The sequence below is a fragment of the Mesorhizobium kowhaii genome, assembly GCF_003253745.1.
In the GTDB taxonomy this organism is placed as follows: domain Bacteria; phylum Pseudomonadota; class Alphaproteobacteria; order Rhizobiales; family Rhizobiaceae; genus Mesorhizobium; species Mesorhizobium kowhaii.
In genome coordinates this window covers 61488-86607 of record NZ_MZXV01000085.1, presented here as the reverse complement: position 1 = coordinate 86607, position 25120 = coordinate 61488, and the positions used below count along the sequence as shown (strand labels likewise).

Annotated in this window: 26 protein-coding genes; 7 read left to right on the top strand and 19 right to left on the bottom strand. The window is 63.5% G+C overall.

Translation table 11 applies throughout. The features are described 5' to 3' along the window. Nucleotides 1-39 precede the first annotated feature (39 nt). The 14 genes from B5V02_RS38465 to B5V02_RS38400 form a co-directional block, all read right to left on the bottom strand. Nucleotides 40-507, bottom strand: coding sequence for a cytochrome c-type biogenesis protein (locus B5V02_RS38465; RefSeq protein ID WP_111549123.1), 468 nt, complete (start codon nt 505-507; stop codon nt 40-42). Further along, nucleotides 504-2495, bottom strand: a complete 1992-nt coding sequence (locus tag B5V02_RS38460) for a heme lyase CcmF/NrfE family subunit (protein ID WP_111549122.1) — start codon at nt 2493-2495, stop codon at nt 504-506. Before B5V02_RS38460 ends, B5V02_RS38465 begins: the two co-directional genes overlap by 4 nt. A 32-nt stretch (nt 2496-2527) precedes the next feature. Beyond that, nucleotides 2528-2971: a cytochrome c maturation protein CcmE gene (gene ccmE / locus B5V02_RS38455; protein ID WP_111549121.1), complete on the bottom strand. Its 444-nt coding sequence runs from the start codon at nt 2969-2971 to the stop codon at nt 2528-2530. Between the two features lie 8 nt (nt 2972-2979). Beyond that, nucleotides 2980-4119 carry a c-type cytochrome biogenesis protein CcmI gene (gene ccmI / locus B5V02_RS38450; protein WP_111549120.1) on the bottom strand — a complete coding sequence of 380 codons (1140 nt, stop codon included), beginning with the start codon at nt 4117-4119 and terminating at the stop codon, nt 2980-2982. 126 nt (nt 4120-4245) lie between these two features. Next, the gene (locus B5V02_RS38445) at nt 4246-4683 is read right to left on the bottom strand and encodes a hypothetical protein (protein ID WP_111549383.1); all 438 of its coding nucleotides are present in this window, start codon (nt 4681-4683) and stop codon (nt 4246-4248) included. A 188-nt stretch (nt 4684-4871) separates the two neighbouring features. After that, on the bottom strand, nt 4872-6305 hold the full coding sequence (locus tag B5V02_RS38440; protein WP_111549119.1) for an ATP-binding protein: 1434 nt from the start codon (nt 6303-6305) through the stop codon (nt 4872-4874). Beyond that, nucleotides 6289-6954, bottom strand: coding sequence for a response regulator transcription factor (locus B5V02_RS38435; protein WP_023812809.1), 666 nt, complete (start codon nt 6952-6954; stop codon nt 6289-6291). The genes B5V02_RS38440 and B5V02_RS38435 overlap by 17 nt, the downstream gene beginning before the upstream one ends. A gap of 91 nt (nt 6955-7045) precedes the next feature. Next, nucleotides 7046-7345, bottom strand: coding sequence for a hypothetical protein (locus B5V02_RS38430; RefSeq protein ID WP_111549118.1), 300 nt, complete (start codon nt 7343-7345; stop codon nt 7046-7048). A gap of 170 nt (nt 7346-7515) precedes the next feature. After that, on the bottom strand, nt 7516-7923 hold the full coding sequence (locus B5V02_RS38425) for a DUF3168 domain-containing protein (RefSeq protein ID WP_111549117.1): 408 nt from the start codon (nt 7921-7923) through the stop codon (nt 7516-7518). A gap of 82 nt (nt 7924-8005) precedes the next feature. Then, a complete protein-coding gene (locus B5V02_RS38420) occupies nt 8006-8812 on the bottom strand; it encodes an ABC transporter permease (RefSeq protein ID WP_111549116.1) in 807 nt (268 codons plus the stop codon). Further along, nucleotides 8812-9645 (bottom strand): ABC transporter permease, encoded by an 834-nt coding sequence (locus B5V02_RS38415; RefSeq protein WP_111549115.1) that lies wholly within the window; start codon nt 9643-9645, stop codon nt 8812-8814. The genes B5V02_RS38420 and B5V02_RS38415 overlap by 1 nt, the downstream gene beginning before the upstream one ends. Before the next feature lie 24 nt (nt 9646-9669). Next, a complete protein-coding gene (locus B5V02_RS38410) occupies nt 9670-10785 on the bottom strand; it encodes an ABC transporter substrate-binding protein (RefSeq protein ID WP_111549114.1) in 1116 nt (371 codons plus the stop codon). 69 nt (nt 10786-10854) lie between these two features. Beyond that, on the bottom strand, nt 10855-11949 hold the full coding sequence (locus B5V02_RS38405) for an ABC transporter ATP-binding protein (RefSeq protein ID WP_111549113.1): 1095 nt from the start codon (nt 11947-11949) through the stop codon (nt 10855-10857). A 91-nt stretch (nt 11950-12040) separates the two neighbouring features. Then, nucleotides 12041-12967: a LysR substrate-binding domain-containing protein gene (locus tag B5V02_RS38400; protein WP_111549112.1), complete on the bottom strand. Its 927-nt coding sequence runs from the start codon at nt 12965-12967 to the stop codon at nt 12041-12043. An 83-nt stretch (nt 12968-13050) separates the two neighbouring features. Here B5V02_RS38400 and B5V02_RS38395 point away from each other — a divergent pair, with 83 nt between their 5' ends. Both B5V02_RS38395 and B5V02_RS38390 read left to right on the top strand, forming a co-directional pair. Then, nucleotides 13051-14649 carry an amidohydrolase gene (locus B5V02_RS38395; protein ID WP_167458830.1) on the top strand — a complete coding sequence of 533 codons (1599 nt, stop codon included), beginning with the start codon at nt 13051-13053 and terminating at the stop codon, nt 14647-14649. Between the two features lie 30 nt (nt 14650-14679). After that, nucleotides 14680-15612: a dimethylarginine dimethylaminohydrolase family protein gene (locus tag B5V02_RS38390; protein ID WP_111549111.1), complete on the top strand. Its 933-nt coding sequence runs from the start codon at nt 14680-14682 to the stop codon at nt 15610-15612. Nucleotides 15613-15673: 61 nt separating this feature from the next. Here the strand turns inward: B5V02_RS38390 and B5V02_RS38385 are convergent, their stop codons facing one another. Beyond that, nucleotides 15674-16129: a hypothetical protein gene (locus B5V02_RS38385; protein WP_146606225.1), complete on the bottom strand. Its 456-nt coding sequence runs from the start codon at nt 16127-16129 to the stop codon at nt 15674-15676. 156 nt (nt 16130-16285) lie between these two features. Between B5V02_RS38385 and B5V02_RS38380 the strand changes: the two genes are divergently transcribed. The 3 genes from B5V02_RS38380 (at nt 16286) to B5V02_RS38370 (ending at nt 19689) form a co-directional block, all read left to right on the top strand. After that, complete coding sequence (locus B5V02_RS38380) at nt 16286-18439, top strand: transglycosylase domain-containing protein (RefSeq protein ID WP_111549109.1); 2154 nt, start codon at nt 16286-16288, stop codon at nt 18437-18439. Nucleotides 18440-18542: 103 nt separating this feature from the next. Then, the gene (locus tag B5V02_RS38375; RefSeq protein ID WP_111549108.1) at nt 18543-19127 is read left to right on the top strand and encodes a DUF1214 domain-containing protein; all 585 of its coding nucleotides are present in this window, start codon (nt 18543-18545) and stop codon (nt 19125-19127) included. After that, nucleotides 19120-19689: a DUF1254 domain-containing protein gene (locus tag B5V02_RS38370; RefSeq protein WP_111549107.1), complete on the top strand. Its 570-nt coding sequence runs from the start codon at nt 19120-19122 to the stop codon at nt 19687-19689. Before B5V02_RS38375 ends, B5V02_RS38370 begins: the two co-directional genes overlap by 8 nt. Before the next feature lie 37 nt (nt 19690-19726). Here B5V02_RS38370 and B5V02_RS38365 read toward each other — a convergent pair whose 3' ends face one another. After that, complete coding sequence (locus tag B5V02_RS38365) at nt 19727-19915, bottom strand: hypothetical protein (RefSeq protein ID WP_111549106.1); 189 nt, start codon at nt 19913-19915, stop codon at nt 19727-19729. A gap of 209 nt (nt 19916-20124) precedes the next feature. Here B5V02_RS38365 and B5V02_RS38360 point away from each other — a divergent pair, with 209 nt between their 5' ends. Then, nucleotides 20125-21156 (top strand): hypothetical protein, encoded by a 1032-nt coding sequence (locus tag B5V02_RS38360; protein ID WP_167458828.1) that lies wholly within the window; start codon nt 20125-20127, stop codon nt 21154-21156. Here the strand turns inward: B5V02_RS38360 and B5V02_RS38355 are convergent. The 3 genes from B5V02_RS38355 to B5V02_RS38345 all read right to left on the bottom strand — a co-directional run bounded on the left by B5V02_RS38355 (nt 21134) and on the right by B5V02_RS38345 (nt 24158). Then, a complete protein-coding gene (locus tag B5V02_RS38355) occupies nt 21134-21481 on the bottom strand; it encodes a DUF1491 family protein (RefSeq protein WP_111549105.1) in 348 nt (115 codons plus the stop codon). The two genes, B5V02_RS38360 and B5V02_RS38355, sit on opposite strands and share 23 nt — an antisense overlap. Before the next feature lie 174 nt (nt 21482-21655). After that, nucleotides 21656-22450 (bottom strand): peptidoglycan-binding domain-containing protein, encoded by a 795-nt coding sequence (locus B5V02_RS38350; protein ID WP_111549104.1) that lies wholly within the window; start codon nt 22448-22450, stop codon nt 21656-21658. Further along, nucleotides 22425-24158: an ATP-binding protein gene (locus B5V02_RS38345; protein ID WP_111549103.1), complete on the bottom strand. Its 1734-nt coding sequence runs from the start codon at nt 24156-24158 to the stop codon at nt 22425-22427. The genes B5V02_RS38350 and B5V02_RS38345 overlap by 26 nt, the downstream gene beginning before the upstream one ends. A 536-nt stretch (nt 24159-24694) precedes the next feature. Here B5V02_RS38345 and B5V02_RS38340 point away from each other — a divergent pair. Next, nucleotides 24695-25048 carry a DUF5330 domain-containing protein gene (locus B5V02_RS38340; protein ID WP_111549102.1) on the top strand — a complete coding sequence of 118 codons (354 nt, stop codon included), beginning with the start codon at nt 24695-24697 and terminating at the stop codon, nt 25046-25048. Nucleotides 25049-25120: the final 72 nt, after the last annotated feature.

Genomic DNA, 25120 nt, shown 5'->3' with positions numbered 1-25120 from the left:
ACATGAAACTTTGGTAATGTTTGAGGGTGACTGCGGCCGTCAGTCGCGGCGCAAAATGGCGTCCAGCGATGCCTGCTCTTCGGCGGACAGGGATTTTGTTGCCAGCGTGCGACGCGACCGCGCGGTCATCACTATGAAAATGCCGCCAACGAGCAGCAGGATGACCGGCGTCCCCCACAGCAAAGCATTGCGCAGCTCGAAGCGCGGCTTCAGCAGCACGAACTCGCCGTAACGCGACACCACATAGTCCATCACTTGCTGATCGGTATCGCCGGCAACGAGGCGCTGGCGCACCAGGATGCGCAGGTCACGGGCGAGATCGGCGTCGGATTCGTCGATCGACTGGTTCTGGCAGACCATGCAGCGCAGGCCTTCGGACAGCGCCCGGGCCCTCGCCTCGAGCGCCGGATCGGCCAGCATCTCGTCTGGCTTCACCGCCTGTGCCGCGCCGGCGAAGAGCAGCGCCAGGAGCAGGACGATCGAGGTCAGCGAAAGCCGTGCGCTCATGGCAGGCCCGCGGACGGCACGGCGCTCGCCTGCTTGCGCCGGCGCGCCGGAGCGCCGACACGCAGGCGCCTGTCCATCAGCGACATGGCCGCGCCCGCCATCATCACCAGTCCACCGCCCCAGATCAGCGTCACCAGCGGCTTCCACCACAGACGCACCACGACCGAGCCGTCATTGCCCTCGTCGCCGAGCGAGATGTAGAGCTGAGAGAGGCCCATCGTCCTGATGCCGGACTCCGTCGTCGTCATCTGCCGCACCGGGTAGAAACGCTTGGCGGAGCTGATTTCGCCAATTGCGCTGCCGCTGACGCCGATCAGCTCGAAGCGGCCGCGATCCTCGCTGTAGTTCGGACCCTGGGCCGGATAAAGCCCGACGAAACGCAGCGTGTGGCCGGACAATTCGACCGTCTCGCCGGCATGCATCGACAGGATCTTTTCGGTGCCGAAGCAAAGCGTGCCGACGATGCCGAGCGTGGTCAGGCCAAGGCCAAGATGAGCAAAGGCAGTGCCGAAGACCGAGCGCGGCAAGCCGAGCAGGCGCCTGACCATGATCCCCGCTGCAACATTGCCGAAGCCGGACTTGACCGCGAGATCGGTGAGCGCGCCAAGGATCAGCCAGACGGCGAGGCCAACGCCAAGGGCCGCGAACACCGATGCGCCGTCGATGAACAGAGCGGTGACCAGCGTCGCCAGAAGGGCTGCGGCAAAGGCCATCATCAGGCGCTGGGCGACGGCGAAGACATCGCCGCGCTTCCAGGCCAGCAGCGGCCCGAACGGAACGATCACCAGCAGCGGCACCATCAGCGGGCCGAAGGTCAGATTGAAGAACGGCGCGCCGACCGAGATCTTGTCGGCTGAAAAGGCCTCTACGGCGAGCGGATAGAGCGTGCCGACAAGTACGGTCGCGGTTGCCGTGGTCAGGAACAGATTGTTGAGGACGAGCGCACCTTCGCGCGAAATCGGGTGAAACAGGCCGCCGGCCGTCAGCCGGGAGGCGCGCAGTGCAAACAGCGCCAGCGAGCCACCGATGAACAGCGTCAGGATGCACAGGATGAAGACGCCGCGCGTCGGGTCGGTGGCGAAGGCGTGGACCGAGGTCAATACGCCCGAGCGCACCAGGAAGGTGCCGAGCAGCGACAGCGAAAAGGTCAGGATGGCGAGCAGCAGCGTCCAGATCTTCAGCGCCGAGCGCTTCTCCATGACGATGGCCGAATGCAGCAGCGCGGTGCCCGCCAGCCATGGCATGAAGGAGGCATTCTCGACCGGGTCCCAGAACCAGAAACCGCCCCAGCCGAGCTCGTAATAGGCCCAGTACGATCCCATGGCGATGCCGCCGGTCAGGAACATCCAGGCGACCAGCGTCCACGGCCGCACCCAGCGCGCCCAGGACGCGTCGATGCGCCCTTCGATGAGGGCGGCGACCGAGAAGGAAAAGCAGATCGAGAAGCCGACATAGCCGAGATAGAGAAACGGCGGGTGAATGGCGAGGCCGAGGTCCTGCAGGATCGGGTTGAGATCGCGGCCTTCGATCGGCGCCGGATTGAGCCGGATGAACGGATTGGACGTCGCCAGGATGAACAGGAAGAAGGCGGCGCCGATCGCGCCCTGCACGGCAAGCACATTGGCGCGCAGCGTCGCCGGCAGGTTTGACCCGAAAGCGGCGACAAGCGCACCGAAGAAGGTCAGGATCAGCACCCAGAGCAGCATCGAGCCTTCGTGATTGCCCCAGGTTCCGGTGATCTTGTAGATCAGCGGCTGCAGCGAATGCGAGTTTTCCCACACGCTCGCCACCGAGAAGTCGGAACTTGCATAAGCGCTTGCGAGCGCCACGAAGGACAGCGCCGTCAAGGCAAAGCCGGTCACCGCGACCGGGCCGCCGACAGCCATCAGGCGCTGGTTGTTCAGGCGCGCGCCGAACAGCGGCACGATCGTCTGCACCAGCGAAAGCGCAAACGCCAGGACCAGGGCGAAATGTCCGGTCTCAACCATGCCCGCAATCCACGCTTCCTCTGCTGCCAGAGTTATTCACTCTTGCTCTCCTGCCAGACGCCCTTGGCCTTCAATCCGTCGGCCACTTCCTTGGGCATGTAGCGCTCATCATGCTTGGCCAGTACGCTGTCGGCAACAAAGGTGCCGTCCGGGCCGAAGGTGCCCTCGGTGATGACGCCCTGCTCCTCGCGGAAAAGATCGGGCAGGATGCCGGTGTAGGTGACCTTGACCGATTTGTGCGTGTCGGTGACCGAAAAGGCGACCGTCGCCCCCTGCCCGCGCTGGATGGTGCCTTTTTCGACCAGCCCGCCCAGCCTGATGCGCTGGCCGGGCTGGACGCTGGCGGTGGTGAGGTCGGCCGGCATGTAGAAATAGGACGCCTTCTGGCCAAGCGCATAGAAGGTCAGTCCGGTGGCCGCGCCCAGGAAGGCCAGCCCGCCCGCGATCACCGACAGTCGTTTCTGCTTGCGCGTCATATCTGGTTCTACTCCGTCGCCGTCAGGCCAAGCGAGGCGGCAAAGGCGGTGAATTTTTTCGCTTCGTCACTGTCGGCTCCAAAGACGGCAATAGCGCGACCCAGCGCGTCACGCGCCTGGTCGGCCTTGCCGAGCACGACATAGGAACGAACGAGCCGCATCCACCCTTCCGGGTCGCGCGGATTTTGCCGCAGTTTGTCGTCGAGACCGGCGACCATGGTGTTGATCATGGCCTCCCTGTCCGCGGGAGACATGGAGGATGCGGCGTCGACATCGCCGGCATTGGGGCCGTTGGTGGCGCCGCCGGAAGCGACTTCGGGGCCGCCGGATTTGGCCAATGCCTGCTCGACCGCGCCGCGCCATGGCGAATCCGGCGGCAGGCTGCCAAGCATCGCCTGCCAGGCCGCGACCGCCTCCTTGGCGCGCCCCTCCTGCGCCAGCGCCATGGCCAGGTAGAAGCTGGCTTTGGCATTGGCCGGATCGAGCTTCAGCGCGGCTTCGAAAGCGTCCTGGGCATCGGCCGAGACAATGCCGCCTGCCGCATTGGCGATCGCCTCGCCAAGACCGGCCCGGCGGACAGCACTGTCACCATCGAGGCGAATGGCATTGCGATAGGCCGCCGCCGCATCGGAAAAGCGCTGCATGCGCAAATAGACGGGGGCGAGCACGTCCCATCCCCTGCCATCGGAAGGGTTGGCGGCAAGATGGGCTTCGGCCCGCGCCACCAACTCGTCCACCGAACTGTCGGCCGGATTCTTGGCCAACCGCTCACTGAGTGGTTGCGACGGCAGGTCGGGAGAGCCGAGCTGGCTGTAGAGACCCCAGCTGACAAGCGGGACCGCCAGCACGGCCGCGGTCGCCACCAGCCTTGCCGCGACCGACGCCTGCCTGACGGATGCCTTGCCGGCCGCTGCCGCATTGTCGAGGCGAAGGATGCGGCGGGCGATCTCGGCCCGCGCCTCAGTCGCTTCCGCCGGCTGGATCAAGCCACGCGCGGCGTCGCGGTCGAGCTCGGACAACTGATCGCGATAGACTTCCAGATCGTGATCGCCGGTCGACGACGCACTCTTCGAACTGGCGGCCAGCGGCAGCAGCACCGCCAGGCTTGCACCCAGCGTGAGAATTGCAGCTATGACCCAGAACAGCATGTTTCTTCCAATACCGGCAGACATCTGCCGTGCCAACACAGGTGTCCTGCGACGCTTTGACGGCAGGCGCGCCGCATGTCCTTGATCGACATCAACCGGCCGAATACCAGCCGGACCGGTTGATTGTCAGGTCAGCGGCGTCCAGCTGCCGTCGGCGTTGCGGCAAGCAGTACCGCGCGCCGTCACTCCGGCTCCGCCGGTAAACACCGTCTGCGTATACTGGCGACAGTCCTGCGAGCCGACGCGATAGGGCTGGGCCGGAACCACCTCGCCATAATGCGAAGCCTGGTCGCCCTTCCATGCCACCTTCTGGCCACTCGTCGTATATTCGAGCGCCTTGTATTCAGCCTCGAGCGCACTGCGCTTCTCGGCATCGCTAAGGCCGTTTCCAATCGAGCCGCCGACGAGACCACCGCCCATTGCGGAAATGATCGTCGTGGTGACCTTGCCGCTGGAAGGAGGTGTCGAGGCCGGTGTCGGCGGAACGGTCGGACCCTTGCCGCTCAAGGTGGTGCAGCCGGAAACGGCCAGCAATGCGGAAACGAGCGCGACGCGAATCTTCATGCCAACAACCGGTTTTCTTGAGTTGGAGCCTGTCATGGATGAGCCGGGGGCCGCGTCATCGGAGAAGTGGGCGTGGCCATAGTATTGATATTTGTCGGAAATTTGGCCGCTGCCGGCCGCTCCGGGATCAATCGACATTCCGCCATGACACGCCCCGTCCACCAATGTCGATTGGCCCTGGATATACATCACTGAAGGCTCCGCAATCGCACCACCGCCTTCAGTCCGCCCATGCCGGACCGTTCGAGCGCCAGGACGCCTCCATACTCGTTGACGAGGTCGGCGACAATGGCCAGCCCCAGACCTGTTCCGGGCTTTGTCTCGTCCAGACGCCGTCCGCGCTTCATCGCCTCGCGCGCCTTGTCCTCGGGAATGCCCGGGCCGTCATCCTCGATGCTGATCTCAAACAGGCTGGCCGCGTCGTCCTTGCCGGTCAAAGGCACGACCGAGACCAACACCGCGCTCCTTGCCCATTTCATCGCGTTTTCGAGCAAATTGCCCAGCAATTCCTCAAGGTCTTCGCGCTCGCCGGCGAAGACGATCTCAGTGGCCGGCAGCGCCAGCGACAGGTTGGTTTGCGGGTTGAGTTTCTGCAAAACCCGCACCATGCGCTGCACCAGCGGCGCCACCGGCGTGCGGTAGACGACGCTGTCGCGTTGCGCCGCGACACGGGCGCGCTGCAGATAGTGCTCGACCTGCTTCTGCATGGAAGCGGCCTGTTCGGCAATCAGCTGCCCCTTGGCGCCGCCAAGAGCCCGGCCCTCGTTGAGCAGCACCGCCAGCGGTGTCTTCAGCGAATGGGCGAGATTGCCGACCTGGGTTCGCGACCGCTCGACGATGCGCCTGTTGTTTTCGATCAACGCATTGGTTTCGTTGGCAAGCGGTTCGATCTCGACCGGGAACTGGCCGTCGAGCCTGTGCGCGGTGCCCTCGCGCACCATGGCAAGCGCATTCCTGACCCGGCGCAGCGGCTGCAGGCCGAGCAGGATGGCGATCGCGTTGATGGCGATCATGCCGACGCCGAACAGGCTGAGATAAGTCAGCAGGCGGTGCTGGAAGGTCGAGATCTCCTGTTCGAGTTCGCTCTGGTTGCCCATGACGCGGAAGCGCGCGGCGCGGTTCTTGGAGTCGAGAACGAATTCGCTCTCGAACACTTCGAGCTGCTCGCCATCGATGCCTTCGGCCGCATAGCTGCGCTGGAAACTGGAATTGAAAGGCTCATCGGCGACACTAGGCGATGGGATCGTCTTGGTCATCGACGACGAATGAAGATCGCCGTGCACGCCTTCCGAAGCGGGTTCAACCGACCAGTACCAGCCCGAATTCGGCTCCGAGAACCGGAGGTCGCCAAGGTCGGGCGCGCCGGTGAGCGCACCGCTGTCGGAGATGCCGATGGAACCGATCAGGTTGAACAGATGCGCCGAAAGCAGGCTGTCGAAGCCGCGCTCGCTGGCCTGGCGATAGAGTGTGGTGATCAGGGTGAAGATGACGACAAGGGTCACGATCGCCCACACCGTGGAAAAGGCGATCACGCGGAACGTCAGCGAACGCGGCCACAAACGCAGCGAAAGCGGCGTCCTTGCGGTTTGTTTGAGCGGTTCCGAGTTACGCCTCCGGCTCACGCATGCGGTAGCCCATGCCGCGCACGGTTTCGATCATGTCGATGCCCATCTTCTTGCGCAGCCGCCCGACAAAGACCTCGATGGTGTTGGAATCGCGGTCGAAATCCTGGTCGTAGAGATGTTCGACCAGTTCGGTCCGCGAAACCACCTCGCCCATATGGTGCATCAAATAGGCAAGCAGGCGAAATTCATGCGAGGTCAGTTTCAGCGGCACGCCGTCGACATCGGCCTTCGAGGCCTTAGTGTCGAGGCGCAGCGGCCCGCAGGTCAGTTCGGACGAGGCATGGCCGGCGGCGCGCCGGATCAGTGCCCTGAGCCTCGCCAGCACCTCCTCGATGTGGAACGGCTTGGTGACATAATCGTCGGCGCCGGCGTCGATGCCGGAGACCTTGTCGCTCCAGCGGTCGCGCGCCGTCAGGATCAGCACCGGCATCTTGCGGCCGCCGCGACGCCAGCGCTCGACGACGCTGATGCCGTCCATCTGCGGCAGGCCAATGTCGAGCACGACGGCGTCGTAAGGCTCGGTGTCGCCGAGGAAATGACCCTCCTCGCCATCGAAGGCGCGGTCGACGACATAGCCGGCATCGACCAGCGCGTCCGATATCTGCCGGTTGAGATCCTTGTCATCCTCGACGACGAGTACGCGCATGCGAAAATCGATACCTGTTGAAGAGCTAGGGGCAGATATAGGCCGATTCCGACGGCCTGGGAAACGGAGGCCTGTAAGATGAAAGATTGGGTCAGTTCTGCGGAACGACGATTTCGGAACGGCGCGGACGCTGCCCGTCCTTGCCCGGGACGAGCACGACGATGACGCAGACCGGCTGGCCGCCGCGTGTCGATTGCGAGGCCTTGGCCAGCGTTCCGCCATTCTGCTCGGCCACTTGCTGGCCGATGGCGTAGCAATCGGACGCCGCCAATACGATCGGGCCGCCCTCGTCAGGTGCGATGACCGGTGTCGCCATCGCCTGCGACGCAAACAGCCCGGCAGCACAGAGCGCCAGTGTCGCGGTTCGGAAGTGGGAGCGAAGCGTTTTCATGGTCGGCGTTGTAACGCATCGGTGCTGAACGTGAAATGAACAGTGAACGCCACCGAGACCATGTCCGCTACACCCCTGAAACGCGAGACAACCGATCGGATTTCACCGCCCACCCGGCGAAATCTCGGAAGCATCAGTCTAGACCCCGTTTGGACCATATTGAAAGCGCATCAGTCATTTTCCTGCGTTATAGCGCGAAAACGCAGCAAGCCGTGATGCACCAGCAGGTCCTCGTCATAGCGGGACTCGGCGAATTCCTGCACGAGGCGTGTCTGTCCACGCGGGCCGATGATCAGCACCGCGTCGGCGAGGCGCGCCTTAATGCTGTCCATGATGGCACGCGTTTCGGCCTCGTCGTGGGTCTTCGACCAGACATGCAGCGTGACCAGCTGATCGGCGTCGTTCTGGACGCCAGTGTCCCAGTCGAAGGCGCTGGTCTGGCCGCAGGTTACGTGGGGAAAGGCGGCATTGTCGGTTGCCTGCTCAAGCAGTCCGGCGCCGCCCAGCAGTGCCGACAGCGATGCATCGCTTCTCAGTCTCTGGAACAATGCCTGCTGCAAATCGCCGGACGCGGTCATCGTTTTCCCTCACCGTAGCGGCTTGCGGATCATGTGCCAGGACTACCCCTCAAGGGTATCCGGATTCTGCCCGGCTTGCCAATCAGCGGGCGCCGCGCAGCCTAACCACGAAACTGCGAAGCGCAAGCACCAGCACCGTGATGATGATCAGGATCACCGAGAGGGCGGCGATCGCCGGATCGATGTTGTCGCGCAGGCCCATCCACATCAGCCTGGGCAGCGTGATGGCGTTGACCGAGGTGATGAACAGCGTGACGCCGATTTCTTCCCAGGACAGCACAAAGGAGAGAAGTGCCGCGGTGATGATGCCGAACTTGATGTTGGGCATGATGATCCGGGTGGCGCGCTCCCAGACCGAGGCGCCAAGGCCACGCGCGGCAAGGTCGATGCGCCGGTCGAGCTGGCTGAGCGAGACCAGCATCAGCACGGTGGCGAAGGGCACCGTCATCACCGAATGCGCCATGGCGACACCCAGCCAGGTGTCATAGCCGAAGAACGAGCTGAAGCCGGAGATCGAGGTGAGCAGAAAGTAGAGCGTGATGGCCGAGACCACCGGCGGCACGACCATGGGCAGCAGCACAAAACCGACGAGTGCCGCGGTGAAGCGCGGCTGAAACATCCACACGCCGAGGCTGAAGCACAGCGCCAGCACGGTGGAAAAGGCGCTGCTGACGAAGCCGATGCGGATGCTGAGCAGGATCGAGTCGATCCAGCGCGGATCCTCGATCAGCGCCCTGTAGTGGCGCAGCGACAGTTCGCCGGATGGCATCGCCAGCATACGGCTCGGCGTCAGCGACACCGGGATGACGGCGAGCAACGGCATCAGCAGGAACAGCGCCACGAAGGCTGCGATGATCAGGGAGACGGGACCGGGGCGGTAGGTCGGCATCAGATCAATTGCTTCGGTCTGACATAGCGGAACAAGAGCGCCATCAGCGCGCCGACGAACAGCACCAGCACGACGCTGATCGCCGCGCCCAGCCCCCAGTCCGGGCTCTGGAAGATCCTGAGATAGATCAGCTCGGCGACCATGACGCTGCGGCCGCCGCCGAGGATCGCCGGCGTCACGAAGAAGCCCAGCGAAAACACGAAGACGATGAGGGCAGCACCGATGATCCCTGAGCGCGTCATCGGCACGAAGACCGACCAGAAGGTGCGCATGCGGCTGGAGCCGAGCCCGCGCGCGGCCAGCAGCACGCGGTCGTCAAGGCTGCGCATGGAAGACGCCAGCGGAAAGACGGCAAAAGGAATGAGGAAATGCGTCATGCCGACGATGACGCCGAATTCGTTGCGCACCAGCGCCAGCGGTTCGGAAATAAAGCCGATCGCCTGCAACCAGGTGTTGATCAGGCCGCGATTGGACAATAGCGCCACCCAGCCGAAGGCACGGGTCAGCACCGAGATCCAGAACGGCACCAGGATGCAGAATTCGGCGATCACCCGTTGCACCGGGGTTCCGCGCACCCAGACGACGGTGATGGCATAGGCAGCGGCCACCGAAACCACGGTGACGACCGCCGCGATGCGCAGCGTGCGGATGAACACCGACTGCACCAGATCGTCCGTGAGCAGCGCCTCATACTGGCCGAGCCCGGGCGTCGGCAGCGTAAAGCTCCATTTGACGACGCCGAGGAACGGCCAGGCATAGGCCAGGACAAGAAACAGGAGCAGCGGCGCCATCAACAGCGCCGCGCCCATCCTGTCGGAGAGATATGCCCTCATTCGGTTCGATTATCCCTGCCTCGGTCAGGCGGAGATGATCTTGGTGTATTCGTCGAGCGCGGCCCCGTAGTTCTTGGCGTACCAGTCCATATCGAGCGCGATCTGCTTTTTCATGTTCTCGGGATCGACCGGATTGATGCGCTTCTTGTCGGCGGGGATCAGCGCGTCGGCGGCCGGGTTTGCGGGGCCCTGGCCGAGCTTGTCGAACATGACCAGCTGCTTTTGCGGATCCTGGGCACTGGCGATGAACTTCATGGCCGCGTCCTTGCCGCCGGGATTGCCCTTGAGCACGGCGAGCGCTCCGGGCGAAATCAGTCCCTGGTCCCAGATGAACTTGATCTTGCCGCCGGAATCCTGCTCGATCAGCGAAGCGCGGGTCGACCAGACGATCGCCATCGAGGCCTCGCCATTGAGCAGCACGCTCTGGCTCTCGGCACCGCCGCCCCAATAGGCAACGACGTTCTCCTTGAAGGCGGCGATCTTGTCATGCGCGCGCTTCAGATCGAGCGGATAGAGCGAGGCGGGCGCGATGCCATCGGCCAGAAGGGCTGCCTCCCAGCTCGACACGCCCCATTTGTAGAGCGAGCGCTTGCCGGGGAATTTCTTCACGTCGAAGAAATCAGCCATGCCGGTCGGCGCGTCCTTGCCGTATTTCTCGGAATCATAGGCGATGACATAGGAGAAGAAATACGTCGAGGCGGCATACTCCCAGCCAAAGCCTTCGCGCATCTTCTTCTTGTCGACGACCGAATAGTCGATCGGCTCGAGCGCGCCTTGCGCGCCGAGCGTGATGGCCGAGAACGGGTCGACGTCGACGAGATCCCAGGTCGGCGCGCCGCTCTTGAACTGCGCGGCGATCGCGCCTTCGGTAGGTCCGGAGCCGTCCATCTTGACGGTGATGCCGGTGTCCTTGGTGAAGGCCTGGCCATAGGCGGCATCATAGGCGGTGATGGCGTCGCCGCCCCAGTTGACCAGCACCAGTTCCTTCGCCGCGGCAAAGGCTCCGGTCGAGCGCAGCAGCATCGGCGTGCCGGCCAGCACGATTGCCGCCAGCTGCGCGAATTGCCGGCGCGAGATCTCGCCGCGACCTGCCCTGGTGGACAGGCCTTCGATGGCTTGTTTTTTGGTGTCATTTGTCATGTCAGTTCCCCTTTTTTGTCGTTGATAGTACCGGAAAGCGGTGGCGCTGATATCTCGCCGCACCGTTCGTCATTGTCCTCCATGCGGAAGGAGGAATCCCTTTTCCGCTGGCCAGGTGAGCCAGACGGAGTTGCCCTTGCTGAGAGCGGCGGCGGCTATCTCGTTCGGCACCGAGACCGTGACCTTCGCGCCTTGCCGCGTCGTCAGGTCAAGCCGCGTTGCCGCGCCGAGATAGGTGGAGTTGGTCGCGGTCGCGGCGATGCCGTTCTCGCCGGCTGCCGCCTCGCCTGATATCGACATGTATTCAGGTCGGATCGCCAGGATTGCATCGCCGCGCACCGTCTCAGCCTTGCAGCGCATGCTGACCGCACGGTCTTCGCAGAGGCCGGTCGAGCCATTGTCGGCCGGGCGCACCCCCTTCAGCGGCAGCATGTTGATCTCGCCGAGGAACTCGGCGACGAAGCGGTTGTCCGGCCTGTCGTAGACCTCGTCGGGCGCTCCGACCTGCAGCAGTTTGCCATGATTAAAGATGGCGACGCGCGACGACAGCGCCAGCGCCTCGCTCTGGTCGTGAGTGACGAAGACGAAGGTGGTGCCGGTCTCCTGGTGCAGCCGCTTCATCTCGGCCTGCATCTGGCCGCGCAGACCCTTGTCGAGCGCGGAAAACGGCTCGTCGAGCAACAGCACGCCCGGCTCGAACACCAGCGCGCGGGCAAGCGCCACGCGCTGCTGCTGACCGCCTGATAGCTGCGCCGGCAGTTTTTTCTCGTGGCCCTTGAGGCCTACGCGTTCGATCATCTCGCCGACACGGCGCTTGATGTCGGCCGCCGACTTCTTGCGCACCTTGAGTGGGAAGGCGATGTTGGCTTCGACGCTCATATGCGGGAACAGCGCGTAACCCTGGAACACCATGCCGGCCGCGCGCTGTTCGGCCGGTCGTTCGGTGATGTCGACGCCATCGCTGAACAGCCGGCCCTCGGTCGGCTGCACGAAGCCGGCCAGGATCATCAGGAAGGTGGTCTTGCCCGAACCAGACGGCCCAAGCAGGGTCAGGAACTCGCCACGGCCAATATCGAGCGTCAGATTGTCCAGCGCACGGAACGAGCCGAAGCTCTTGCCGATTCCGATTGCCTTGATCTCTGCGGCCCGGCCGGGTTGCTGCATCCTGCCTGTTTCCTCAATTCCAGGAGAAATCGTAGGGCAGCGTGCGGCCTCACCGCAACCAAATAGTTTTCGCCGGATCGGCAAATTCCATTCATCTGTCCAATCGGTGGCGTCCGTGGTCGGCCATGCCCTTGGCATTGCTCTCCGCGAGTTTCGATCGCAGCCATCCGGCAAACGCGTCAAGCACCGGATGCGTCGCCTTGGCGTGTTCGGAGACGAGGAAGTAGGAGCGCGGCGATTTGATCGCGATGTCGAAGGGACGCACGAGCCTGCCTTCGGCCAGTGCCTTGCCGCTGGTCAGTTCGTCGCCCATGGCCATGCCCTGGCCGGCGATCGCGGCCGAGAAGACAAGATTCATGTCGGAAAAGAAGATACCGCCTTCCGGGTCGGGGTTCTCGACCTTGGACAGCGCCAGCCAGCGGGCCCAGTCCTCGGTGTCGCCGAGATGCAGGAGATTGGCGCGCAGCACATCGGCGGGCTTGGAGAATCCGCCGACCTTGTTGAGGAGCGTCGGACTGCAGAGCGGTGTAAAGGAAATCTCGCACAACAGTTCGGCGGCCCGGTTCGGCCAATTGCCAACGCCAAAGGCGATGAAGGCATCGGCGTCGGCGTTGCTGACATCATCCAGCCGCCGCGGCGTCAGGATGCGCAGCGCGACGTCCGGGTACATCTGCCTGAACTCGCCGATATGGGTGCACAGGAACAGCGAGGCAAAGCCCGGCGTGCAGCTGATGCTGAACGAGCCGCCGACACCGGTGCCGGCATGGCGCGTCACCGCATCGCCCAGCACGGTCAGCGCCTTGCGCACGTCGCTGGCGTAGCGCTGGCCCCGTGGCGTCAGTGCCACGCCCTTGCCGATGCGTTCGAGCAGATCGAAGCCAAGGTCGCGTTCAAGCAGGCGCAGTTGATGGCTCACCGCGCTCCGGGTCAGGTGCAGTTCGTCGGCGGCGCGCCAGACGCTGCCGTGGCGAGCGAAGCTGTCGAGCGCGCGCAGCGCTTGGGTGGATGGTATGCGCAAGAGGCCTCAGGTGAACCGAATTTGCATGAGCCGGGAAAACATATCACTTTTTGGCGAACCGCTTCACTGCTTTGTTCTCGTCCATGGAGAAACCGGTGGCCACCTCGGCGCAAGCAACCGCCCTTGCCTGTCTCGACGACATCCAGCCGTTGCTGTCGGCGTGGACACGCACCATTTTCGACTTCGGCGAGACCGCATGGCGCGAATATCAATCCGCCGCCTGGTACGTGGAGCGGCTGAAGCGCGAAGGCTTTTCCGTCGAAGAAGGTTCCGGCGGCATGCCGACCGCCTTCTGTGCCCATTGGACCAACGGTCCCGGCCCGACCATCGGCATGTACGCCGAATACGACGCGGTACCGGGCAATTGCCAGGATGCTGCGACGGTCAAGCGTCCGCGCCCAGGCCTCTCCGAACATGCCGGTGGTCATACCGACCCGCATTCCGGGCTGGGCATTTCGAGCCTCGGCGGGCTGCTGGCGACCAAGGCGGCGATGCAGCGCCACGGCATATCAGGCACACTGCGCTTTACCGGCGAGCCGGCGGAAAAGGTGCGCGGGTCAAAGCCGATCCATGCCGCCAAGGGCTATTATGACGGCCTTGCCGGCATGATCTCCTTCCATCCATTCTACATGCTGCCGCTCTGCAACACAGCACGCTGGGACACGCATTGCGGCGCGGCTTACGCGATGATCTATCGCTTCATCTGCGACCAACCGGAGCGCTGGGCGCGGGCGGCCACCGGCGCAGCGCCCATTCCGCAGGCGCATTCGGCGGTGCGCGCGCCCGGCGCCAACGACGCGCTCATGATGATGTACATGGCGTCCAAGGCGCTGCGCGATTCCATGCTGCCGCACCAGGGCGGCTGGTCGATCAGCGAGGCGATCCTCACGGCCGGCCAGGCGACCGCCGACAATCTGCCGGCGGGGCTGGCCGAGATCCAGTACATGATCCGCGTGCCGACGCTGGCGATGGCCGAGCAGGTCACCGCCGTGCTCGACCGCAACGCCGAGGCCGCTGCCGGCATGAGCGGCTGCCGCCATGAGCGGCATTGGGTGTCGAAGTCGCGGCCGGGGCTGGCCAATCACGCCATGGCCGAAATCGCCTATGAAGCGCTGTCGACCGTCGGGCCGCCGCGCTGGGACGAGGACGCCAAGGCAATCGCGCGCGACATACAGGTCAATGCCGGGCGCATGGCGAGTGACGAGCCGTTCATCGAAGAACTGGAGCGCCTGATCGAGCCGCAGGCGGCGGAAGCGATCCTGCGCCGTGATCTGCCGCCCTCGCAGGTGAATTCGACCTCCGACGACTACACCGACATGAGCTGGCATACGCCGACTGCGCGCTTCTATGTCGCCCGCCCGGCGCTACGCTCGGAAACCGGCTACCCCTATCCGTCATGGGTAATGAATGCGCTGGGCGGCATTCCTGCCACCATCGACCCGATGGTCATCTGCGCGTCGAAGACCATCGCGCTCGCCGCCCTTCGCCTGCTGGAGGACCAGACGGCCCGCGATGCGGCGATGAATGAATTCGTCGCCCGCACCGGCGGTGGAATCGGCGGCTCGAACTGGATCGCGCCGCTCTGCGACTACGAACCGCCGATTGGATTTCGTTGGCCGGAATATGTCACCACCCCGCGCGGACCGGACTGGTGCATACCGGGCAATCCCAAAGCCACATGATCAACCAAGTTGCCTCACGAGGAGAACCCCATGACCGTTCACGACCGCATCGTCGCCGAGCCGTTTTCGCTGCAGCGCCGCAACCCGGCCGGCGGCACCAAGCCGCTAACCGCCTGGGGTTTTGCCAACGAGACCGATGTCTTGACCGACGTCCTGCTTGGCTCGCCCAATTTCCTGCGCCATTTGTCGACCAGCTCGCTGTCGCGCAAGCATCTGCGCGAGGCGCCTTGCAACGTCCAGATCGCGCAGGCGCAGCACAAGGACCTTGTCGCCGCCTATGAGCATTTCGGCGTCAACATCCACTGGCACGAGCCGACACCGGAACTGCCGATGCAGGTCTATTCCCGCGATTCCAGTGTCATGACGCCTTACGGCGCCTTCATCACAGCGATGGCCAACTGGTGGCGGCGCGGCGAGAACTACGCCGCCATCCGCACCTACGAAAAACTCGGCATCCCGATCTACGACATGGTCACGGCAGGCACTTTCGAGGGCGGCGACTTCAACGTCATCGAGGACGGTGTGGTGCTGATTGGCTGCGGCGGCGCCCGCACGCAGGAAGAAGGCGCTCGCCAAGTGCAGGCCTGGTTCGATAGGGAAGGCTGGGAAACCCGCATCGCCTTCATCGACGAGTACTATGTCCATATCGACCTGATGGTGGTGCCGATCGCCGAAAAATTGACCGCCGTCTGCCTCGCCTGCACCGAACCCGGCATCGTCGACTGGCTGAAGGGCAAGGGCCACGAGATCATCGACGTGCCGTTCCAGGATACGATGGCGCTCGGCTGCAACTTCATGTCGCTGGGCAAGGACCGGGTGATCGCGCCGACCTCCAGCCAGACGCTGATCGGCCAGCTCAAGGCACGCGGGTTCGAAGTCGCGGCGGTCGACATGAGCGAGATCTCGAAGACCGGCGGCGGCATCCACTGCATGGCCCAGGCGTTGAAGCGCGAACCGGCCTGAGGGGCATCGGTTGGCGGGGCACCAACTATCCCACGTTGACTGACAAAATCGGCGCGCGGCTTTACGCTGCGCCCGTCATCTCAGCGTATCGTCTGAGCCCCATCCCGGCGAAAAAGATGACCATCAGGATGGTGAAGGCGATGAGCAGGCCGATGCGGAAGAACTTCGCTAGCGGCGAGATCTTGACGTTTGCAAGCTGCTTGAACGGAACGCCACTCGGTTTCGTCGCCGCCAGGCCAAGCCAGAAAATGCAGCTGATGACAAAGAGCACACCAATATAAGAATCCATCCAGTCCGGCACTCGCATCAATCCGAAATTGAACGCGAATGCTCGGCTCAAGGACAGGAACAGCAAGGAGGATATGGAGCAGATAAAAAACAGGCGTTTCATACTACTTTCTTTCGCTGCAATTTTTAGCTCACCAAACATATAATTTGCCTTGATTGAAGAAACGTTATGTCTGCTTGCCTTCAACAATTTACCTTTCTCTGGGCGCGCGACAGAGTTGCCTTTCACGCTTGCCCCCTGCCCTTGCGCCAACAAACCTTGCAGCTGTGTCCTCGCTGCCCTTGTGAGCGTCCACAAAATGGATGAATAGTCGGGACAGGGCGCCGCCCTGAAATTGCCGGCTTGCGGTTTTCAGGTCACGCCACAGCCGAGCCGGATTTCCGAATGGCCAGTCCTGAACCGCGCAAGAGAAGAGGTCCGATCGCCGCCTGGCTGCTGGCGCTCGACGCATGGCTCGATTCCTCGCTCTACGAGATCGGTTTCAAGGCACGGCAGTTCTGGGAAGCCGCGACGATCTTCTCGCGGCGCTTCCGGGTCAACGGCTGGCGCCGTGGCATCATCGAACTGTTGAGCGAAGGTTTTACCCTGGGCGCCGGCGGCATTGTGGTGATGCTGGCGCTGGCCATTCCGGCTTTCCAGGATACGGCTGGCGACTGGCGCGCGCAGGGCGACTTCGCCGTCACCTTCCTCGACCGCTACGGCAACGAGATCGGCCAGCGCGGCATCATCCAGCGCGATTCGGTGCCGGTCGACGAAATGCCCGATCACGTCATCAAGGCGGTGCTCGCCACCGAGGATCGCCGCTTCTTCGATCACTACGGCATCGACGTGCTTGGCCTTTCACGTGCTATCTTCGAGAATGTACGGGCCAATTCCGTCGTCCAGGGCGGCTCCAGCATCACCCAGCAACTGGCCAAGAACCTGTTCCTCACCAATGAGCGCACACTGGAGCGCAAGATCAAGGAAGCCTTCCTGTCGCTGTGGCTCGAGGCCAATCTGTCGAAGAAGGAAATCCTGCAGCTCTATCTCGACCGCGCCTATATGGGCGGCGGCACGTTCGGCATCGAGGCGGCCGCCGACTTCTATTTCGGCAAGAGCGTCAAGGACCTGAACCTCGCCGAGGCGGCGATGCTGGCCGGTCTGTTCAAGGCGCCGACCAAATATGCGCCGCACATCAACCTGCCGGCGGCGCGCGCGCGCGCCAATGTGGTGCTGTCCAACCTTGTCGACGCCGGTTTCATGACCGAGGGTCAGGTCCTGCAGGCAAGGCTGCACCCTGCCGATGTCGTCGATCGCGGCGAACAGAAAAGCCCGGATTATTACCTCGACTGGGCGTTCGACGAGGTCAAGAAGATCGCCAAGCCGGGCCAGCACTCGCTTGTCGCTCACACCACCTTCGACGCCAACATCCAGAAGGCGGCGGAAGAATCGGTCGAATTCCACCTGCGCCAGTTCGGCAAGGAGTATAACGTCACCGAGGGTGCTGTCGTCGTCATCGAGACCAACGGCGCCGTCAGAGCCATCGTCGGCGGCCGCGACTATGGCGCCAGCCAGTTCAACCGCGCCACCAAGGCGCTGCGCCAGACCGGTTCGTCGTTCAAGCCCTATGTCTATGCAACGGCGATGGAGCACGGCTTCACGCCCGACTCCATCATTTCCGGTGGCCCGATCAGCTGGGGCACCTGGTCGCCGCACAATTACAGCGGTGGATCGGCGGGCAACGTCACGCTGATCGTGGCGATGGCCAAGTCGATCAACACCGTGCCGGTGCGACTGGCCAAGGACTATCTCGGCATCCCGCCGATCAAGGCAATGGCCGAGGCGATGGGCGTGGAATCGCCGCTCGAAGCGCACAAGACGATGGTGCTTGGCACCTCCGGCATGACCGTGATGGATCAGGCAACGGGCTACAGCGTGTTCGCCCAGGACGGCTTCGTCGGCTCCCGGCACGGCATCACGCAACTCGTCACCCGCACCGGCGAGGTGGTTTATGATTTCGCCAAGGATGCGCCACCGCCGCACCGGGTGCTGTCCGAGCAGGCGCTCAAATCCATGAACACCATGCTGGCGGCGGTGCCGGTGATGGGCACGGCGCGCCGTGCGCAAATTCCCAACATCGTCGTCGCCGGCAAGACCGGCACGACGCAATCCTACCGCGACGCCTGGTTTGTCGGTTTCACCGGCAACTACACGGCGGCCGTGTGGCTGGGCAACGATGATTTCACGCCGACCAAGAACATGACAGGCGGCTCGCTGCCGGCGATGGTTTGGCAGCGTCTCATGGTCTATGCCCATCAAAACATTGACCTCAAGCCGATCCCCGGCATCGACAAACCTTTCGTCGACGAAGAGATCGCAGCCAAGGCCGGGGAAGCGCAGAAGAAGAGCGACGAACAGGCGGCAGCCGATGCCGCGGCCGAACGGCCGCCGGTGTTGTCCAGCCGGACCACGCAGACGTTGAGGGACATGACCAAGCAGTTCCAGTCAGCGCCAGCCCTCGATCCGCCTCAACCGCCGGAAACGCTGTCGGTATTGTGATTCTTTCCGACTGGCCTGATCGGGCAAATCCATCGGCCCGCTTGCCACAGGACCCCACGCCGCGATATCCCCGAGCGGCAACTCTTCGTGTCCCCGGCCCTTCATGCTCAAGAATGCACTCCTGACGCTGCTTTCGCTTGTCATAGCCATCGGCGGCGGTGGCGGCAGCGTCTGGTATGCGCTGAAAGCCCAGGATGGTGTCGGCGCCATCCGGATCGGCCAATGGACGGCCTTTCCCGATATCGGCACTCCAGCCGCCGACCCCTATTCGAAGGCCCGCGTGGCACGCGAGGGCGTGCTTGCGCTCGGCCGAGCCGAAGGGCTGTCCTTCGTCGCCGAGCGCGACAGCGGCGGGGGCGAACTCAAGCGCGAATGCACCTACACGATCGAAGGTGGATTTCCGACGGCACGGTTCTGGACGCTCTATGCCGCCGATCAGTCGCTCGGCGTGGTCGAAACCGGCAAACCACGGCTTGCGGCGCTGCAATCCTACGGGGTGGTACGACAACCCGACAATTCTGTCATCATTTCCGCCAGCGATCACCCGATGCCGGGCAACTGGCTGCTGACCGGCGGCTTCGGCAGGATGTATTTCGTGCTGACATTCTACGACACGCCGATCGCCAGCAGCACCGGCCTGTCTGACGTTTCGCTGCCGCGGATCCTGAAGGTCGGCTGCAATGCGTAGCTCTTATGCGACGTTGCGCAAGCTTCTGCATGCTGTCCTGCTCGGCTTGCTCGGCGCCGGCATCGTCCACATCGTCGTGCTGCTTCTGGTGCCTGAATTTTCCGAACGCGACGCCTGGTCACGGCTGTCCACGGCCTCGGACCTCTACAGGATGACCCGCCTCGATGCCGAGGCCGGTGGCGCGCCAGTGGTGAAATCCGTCGACCCGTTGTTTTACGCCACGGCATGCCGGTTCGACCTGGGCGAAGGACTGGTCCGCATCAAGGCGCCGGGACATGTGCCGTTCTGGTCGGTGTCGGTCTATGACCGCAGCGGCCACAACATCTATTCCTTCAACGACCACACCGCGAACGACGGCGTGCTGGATGCCGTCGTGCTGACACCGGCGCAGATGATCGACGTGCGCAAGGATCTTCCCGAGGATCTTCAGGGAGCAATCTTTGTCGAGGCGCCGATCGAGGAAGGCATCTTCGTCATCCGCACCTTCGTGCCCGATGACAGCTGGAAGCCGATCGTATCAAGCTTCCTCGAAAAGAGTTCCTGCGAGTTGCAGGACTTCTAGACATGATCCCGGACCAATGGTCCGCGGCTGCCTAAACTCAGTGGTGCGGCGCCGGCGGCGTCCGTGGTGATCCCGGCTTGTCGGGATCACCCGGCCGCACTTCGCCGGCGTGAGACCGCTCATAGCGGATGCCGGGAAAGATGATCACCGCCGCCGGAATTTCGGCGGTTTGCTTTGTCCGATTGCTTGGTGCCGTACGCGGCACGAAAGACAGTACCATGCCCATGATTCGCGCATTCCTCTCGGTTTCCCCGGAGCACAACGCAACGCCTCCAAATATCATTAAGGACGGCAGAGGGTTAACGGAGCGCTAACGGATCGTCGCTAACTTGATCTTTGTCTAGAGGTCAGGACGTTCTGACCCGAGGCAAACGCGAAACCGACACAGTCCCGGTGAGCGTGGTTGAGATTGTGTCGAGTACAGGCGTATCCTTCGTGTCATCTTCGGACTTCAGGCAAATCGCGGTACGGACGGACTCGGGAAAGGCTGAAAGGCTGTTCCGCGCCGCGGTGTCGGCGTTCTGCTCGCTCACCCGCCCGTCACGCCGCGAGATCGGCCAGCTCGAAGACCTGACGCTGCCGCTGTTCGACAATGTGTCCGTCGAGTCGCGCCGTTACGTGGCAGCCGCCCTGTCCGAATGCGAATATGCCCCCGCCGCATTGGTGCGCCGCCTTTGCGAGGAACCGGTCGACATTGCCGCGCCGCTGCTCATCCGCTCCCGCGCGGTCAGCGACATCGACCTCATCGCGCTGATCGGGCGGCACGGCCTGCCGCATGCACGCGCCATTGCGCGCCGCAAGGACTTGAACCCGACCATCGCCGATCTGATCAGGGCGCTCGAAAGGCCAACCCTGGTACGGGTGCGGGAGCCGGACGCGAACCCCATCACCGCGGACAAGATTGCACCGGTGAGCACGAAAGCCGCCTCCGAAGAGCCCGCGAGAGAACGAGCGGCCGGCATTGCCGCCGAAAACGCACGGCGCAGGCTGCGCTCCATGATGCGCACCGGCGACGAGGCCGCGGCGACCGATCCTTTCACGGGCGCGGACACCTATGTCAAACTGCGCGAGACGGCGCTGACGGGAAACGCGGCGTTCTTCCAGACCGCGCTCGCCGATGCACTCGATATCGATTTCTCGATCGCGCGATCGCTCACCGCCAACCAGAATTATGCCACGCTGCTTGCAGCCCTTCGCTCGCTCGACCTCAATGAGGACCGGGCGTTCCTGATCACGGTTGCGGTCTATCCCAGCCAGTTCCCGCATCCGCAGGCCATCCGCACCTTCCTCGACCGCTACCGCCTGCTGCATCGCGATGCGGCTCAAGACAAGGTGCGGCTCTGGAAAGCCGAGACCCTTTCAAAAGTGGTTCGCGACGCGGCACCGGCAAACAGCGATGCCCGCACGGTATCGAACAGCGACGATGCGGCGGCTTCGTCCGGCCTCAGGGCGTCTTCACGGAAATGAGCTCCTCGACGGAGACGGCACCGGCCTCGATCTCGACCACCCAGATGTCGGGATCGAATTTCTTTTCCCGTTCCAGCCGCGCTTCGAGCACGGCGGCATTATCGCCGGCGCCGAGAAGGCTGAAGAAGCGATCGTCGGGCTTCGCCGAATCGTAGCTTGTCTGCGGTGCCGGCCCGAACAGGGCAATGTCTCCCTGCCTGCCTCGCGCCAGCACGAAGACAGCGCCGGCTTCGGTGGCGCCGCGCTTGACCACGGCGGCAAATCCGCCGGCGCCGAAAACCCGGCGCAACAGGGCCGAGACCCACAAATCCGATGTGACGCGCATGAGAGAACTCCGCTAATGCATGTCGCCCAAAAGTGGTCCCGGCTTTGGGACAACGACATGCATGAAAACAAAGCCTAAAGCGCGTCGCATGATTCCGTTGCGGGCGCGACGCGCTTTAGGCACGCGGGCTATCTATCGATATTTCCGCCGCTCGGCGAGCCGTCGTCTCAGCCCTCAGTTGGTCAGGCCGATCTCGCGCATCTTGACGTAAACGAGCTCATCGGGCTCGCCAGTCTGCGGCAGTCCGAACAGCGACTGGAATTCCTTGATCGCCGCCTTGGTGCGCGTGCCGACGACGCCGTCCAACTGCATGTCGTCATTGCCGAATGCCTTGAGCCCGGCCTGGATCTTCACGATGCGGGCGTCGGGTCCCTGCGTCGGGGTAGTCTGGTCGGCATTCGCCTGCCCGGAATTCGTCTGCAACGACACCGGAACGGCGGCCGGCATATCCGGGCGCGGCTGCGGTTTCGGTATGACGGCCGCGGTTTTCGGCGTTGCGCCCAATTGGTCCAGCAGAAGCGCGTCGATCTCGCCGGACGCGTCGAGCCCGACCTTCTGCTGATAGGCCTGGATGGCCTTGCGCGTGTTGGGCCCGGAAATGCCATCGACCGTTCCGGAGTAGAAATCGAGATCCTTCAGAATGCCCTGCACCTGCTCGACCACCGGATCGCCCTTGATCGGTGCCGGCGCGCCGGATGGCCGCACGATGTTGAACGTCGTCTCCGGTTCGTCGGACGCCGTGTGCGGAAAGCCCTGGATGCTGCGGGTCGCGAAGAACGCGCCGGCATGCGGGAAAGGCTGGTACCACAAGGCATTGGCGGAAACGTAAAACAGCGTCACCAGGAATGCCGTCGACCCGCCCACCAGGACGGGATTGCGCGAGATCATGCCGCCGACGGCGACGGCGCCGTCCTGAAAGGCACTGCTGCGGCGCTTGACCGCCTTAGGCTGTTTTGCGGAGCGAGCCATTTCTGTCCCCTTTCGCCATGGCCACCGGCATCGTCAGCACTCCGGCCTTCTCCGCCTGATGTCCCTTCGGTCCGTTCACCGGCAGGCTGATGGTCACCGTGGTGCCCTCACCCGGCATGCTTTCGATGGACATCGTGCCTTCGTGCAGCGCCACCAGGCCCTTGACCAGCGAAAGGCCGAGGCCAGTCCCCTCGAACCGGCGCGTATAGTCGTTCTGGATCTGCATGAAGGGCTTGCCGAGATTGGCAAAATCCTCCTCGGCGATGCCGATGCCGGTGTCCCTGACCCAGAAATGCAGACGCGAACCGATCCGCTTGGCGCCGACGACCACATCGCCGCCATCGGGGGTGAACTTGATCGCATTGGAGACCAGGTTTATGAGCATCTGCTGCACGGCACGCCGATCGGCATTGATGTCGCCGGCGTCCGGCGCGATCTGCGTCTGCAGATCGATGTTCTTCGCCTGCGCCTGCAGCCGCAGCATGGACTGGCACATGTCGACCGCTTCCACGAACCGGAACGGCTCCGGTTCGGTCGCATAGACGCCCGACTCGATCCGGGACACGTCGAGTATCGAGGTCACGACGGCCAGCAGATGCTGGCCCGAATCCCTCACCAGGCCGACGTACTCCTTCTGGCGCGGATCCTTGAAAGCGCCGAACATCTCGTGCAGCAGCATGTCCGAGAAGCCGATGATGGCATTCAACGGCGTGCGCAGTTCATGGCTGACCACCGCCAGGAAGCGCCCCTTGGCCACCTCGGCGGATGCGGCCGCCTCATTGGCCGCCGCGAGATTTTCGCGCAGCCGGGCAATGTCGTCATTCTCGCGCAGGACAAGCGTGAAGACGTCGCCCTGTTCTTCACCTCGCACCAGATCGAGCGAGAACGGCCGATAATTGTCGGCTGACTGGCCGTTGCCGTTCTGGGGCAGCCGGATGCGCAATTCGAGCCGGCGCGACAGCGCGCCATCGCGCATGTCGGCCAGTGCGCTGAGATAGGAGACACGATCCGACAGATGGACGCGATCGAAGAAGCCGTTTCCGGACAGCAGTTCGGGCGGCAGCTTCAAAAGCGTGCGCGCCTTTGCCGAAGCGTCCAGAACCTCGCCATGGCGGGCGACGCGCAAGACCACCGCATCGATGATGTCTTCAAGACGGTCGGCCGTGTCGGCGACATCGGCCGCACCGGTCGTGTTTTGAAACGCCGACGCGCGTGGGATCAGCGTGAGCGCCCAGGCCAACGGCACCAGCCAGTGCCATGCCGCAATCTGCGCTCCGGCGAACGGGAACAGAATTCCGGCCAGAGGCTGAGCCAGGATGGCGACAGCGGCCGACACGGCTCCCCACAGTGCCGCACGCCGCGAGGCGCCGATCCACCAGGCTTCGAACGGCAGCGCCACAACGAGCATGGCGACAGGAGAGCTCAGCCCACCGGCGGCGGCGATGAGACTGCCGAGCGCAATACCCGCCATCGCCAGGGCGACCCGAGCAGCCATGGCCATCTTGCCGGTCGCCGCCACCAGCAAGGCGACGAACCAGCACAGGCCAAAGGCCGCGAAGATGGCGGCCACGGTGACGGCGGCGCCCATGCCCGACGTGACCAGCGTGACCGCGGCACCGGCGGCAAAGAAAGGAGCCGCCAGCATGACGCCGATGAAGCGGCGCTGGCGCTCGCGGTCGTTCCGCCCAAGGATGGACGGATGCACCATACGTTCGCAACCAGCTGCCATCGCGCCAGGCAATTCAACGTATCTGGCCTTGATCGAACTCAACTCAACGCACCCGTACTCGTCGTGGACAGCTCTGCTTTTGCAGATTGTTTTGGTTGGCTCTGAAACTCGCATCCAGCGTTTAAGGAATGGATAAGGCAGCGCCGACCAAGACCCGGCCTGCGGCAAATATTGGGATGCCGGCAGCCGAAAGCCCGGGCAAATGCAGCCATAGTAAACGGAGGGTTATCCGGCGCCGGCGCCTATGGGTTGGATCCACGCAGCGCCTGGACTCCCAGGTTTCACGAAAAATGCAGGAAAAGCAGCCAGATAGATGGTAATCCAGCGTTAAGGAAAATCGTTCGGATTTGAAACAAACTGATTGCACAACGGTTCGTTTCGAATTTGCCTAAAATTTGAGGAAAATTCTCGGCGAACCTGCAAGCCGTCCTTTGCGCCTGTGTGCCAACATCCTGCCTACAAAAGAGGTCATGCCATATGGATGCATGATCCGGTCACGACGAGAGGGCAAGGGAATGGTCTTCCTGATAAGAATGGCTTTCTGGTTCTCGCTGGTGCTGCTGGCGCTGCCACTGACCGTCGGTCCCGACGAATCGGGCCGCGAGAGTGTCGGGCCGATCCAGGCCCTGTTTGCGGCGCGTGAGGCGGTTGGCGACCTCGCCGGCATTTGCGAACGCAAACCCGACGTCTGCGAAACCGGCAAGTCGGCGATGCACACCATCACCGCCCGCGCCAAGGAGACCGCCAAGATCGCGGCCGCGATGCTGGACGACAAGTCCGCCGCTGGCCCTGACACGTCGACGATGACCGGCAGCGTGCCGGAGGAAATCGTCTTGCCCGAGACAGTCAACCTGCCGGCGCAGAATTAAGCCGTCTCGACGGCGCACCGCGGGCTGTCTGCCCTCTCGACGCCCGCGGTGTCCTTGTTTTTTCCGTGACGC

Coding starts and splice junctions, on each gene's coding strand:
- B5V02_RS38370 (WP_111549107.1), top strand. CDS start 19,120: ATGCGTAGCTCTTATGCGACGTTGCGCAAGCTTCTGCATGCTGTCCTG.
- B5V02_RS38445 (WP_111549383.1), bottom strand. CDS start 4,683: ATGAAGATTCGCGTCGCGCTCGTTTCCGCATTGCTGGCCGTTTCCGGC.
- B5V02_RS38435 (WP_023812809.1), bottom strand. CDS start 6,954: ATGCGCGTACTCGTCGTCGAGGATGACAAGGATCTCAACCGGCAGATA.
- B5V02_RS38410 (WP_111549114.1), bottom strand. CDS start 10,785: ATGACAAATGACACCAAAAAACAAGCCATCGAAGGCCTGTCCACCAGG.
- B5V02_RS38460 (WP_111549122.1), bottom strand. CDS start 2,495: ATGGTTGAGACCGGACATTTCGCCCTGGTCCTGGCGTTTGCGCTTTCG.
- B5V02_RS38355 (WP_111549105.1), bottom strand. CDS start 21,481: ATGCGCGTCACATCGGATTTGTGGGTCTCGGCCCTGTTGCGCCGGGTT.
- B5V02_RS38430 (WP_111549118.1), bottom strand. CDS start 7,345: ATGAAAACGCTTCGCTCCCACTTCCGAACCGCGACACTGGCGCTCTGT.
- B5V02_RS38405 (WP_111549113.1), bottom strand. CDS start 11,949: ATGCAGCAACCCGGCCGGGCCGCAGAGATCAAGGCAATCGGAATCGGC.
- B5V02_RS38420 (WP_111549116.1), bottom strand. CDS start 8,812: ATGCCGACCTACCGCCCCGGTCCCGTCTCCCTGATCATCGCAGCCTTC.
- B5V02_RS38415 (WP_111549115.1), bottom strand. CDS start 9,645: ATGAGGGCATATCTCTCCGACAGGATGGGCGCGGCGCTGTTGATGGCG.
- B5V02_RS38340 (WP_111549102.1), top strand. CDS start 24,695: ATGGTCTTCCTGATAAGAATGGCTTTCTGGTTCTCGCTGGTGCTGCTG.
- ccmI (WP_111549120.1), bottom strand. CDS start 4,119: ATGCTGTTCTGGGTCATAGCTGCAATTCTCACGCTGGGTGCAAGCCTG.
- B5V02_RS38365 (WP_111549106.1), bottom strand. CDS start 19,915: ATGGGCATGGTACTGTCTTTCGTGCCGCGTACGGCACCAAGCAATCGG.
- ccmE (WP_111549121.1), bottom strand. CDS start 2,971: ATGACGCGCAAGCAGAAACGACTGTCGGTGATCGCGGGCGGGCTGGCC.
- B5V02_RS38345 (WP_111549103.1), bottom strand. CDS start 24,158: ATGGTGCATCCGTCCATCCTTGGGCGGAACGACCGCGAGCGCCAGCGC.
- B5V02_RS38380 (WP_111549109.1), top strand. CDS start 16,286: ATGGCCAGTCCTGAACCGCGCAAGAGAAGAGGTCCGATCGCCGCCTGG.
- B5V02_RS38465 (WP_111549123.1), bottom strand. CDS start 507: ATGAGCGCACGGCTTTCGCTGACCTCGATCGTCCTGCTCCTGGCGCTG.
- B5V02_RS38350 (WP_111549104.1), bottom strand. CDS start 22,450: ATGGCTCGCTCCGCAAAACAGCCTAAGGCGGTCAAGCGCCGCAGCAGT.
- B5V02_RS38395 (WP_167458830.1), top strand. CDS start 13,051: ATGGAGAAACCGGTGGCCACCTCGGCGCAAGCAACCGCCCTTGCCTGT.
- B5V02_RS38375 (WP_111549108.1), top strand. CDS start 18,543: ATGCTCAAGAATGCACTCCTGACGCTGCTTTCGCTTGTCATAGCCATC.
- B5V02_RS38390 (WP_111549111.1), top strand. CDS start 14,680: ATGACCGTTCACGACCGCATCGTCGCCGAGCCGTTTTCGCTGCAGCGC.
- B5V02_RS38425 (WP_111549117.1), bottom strand. CDS start 7,923: ATGACCGCGTCCGGCGATTTGCAGCAGGCATTGTTCCAGAGACTGAGA.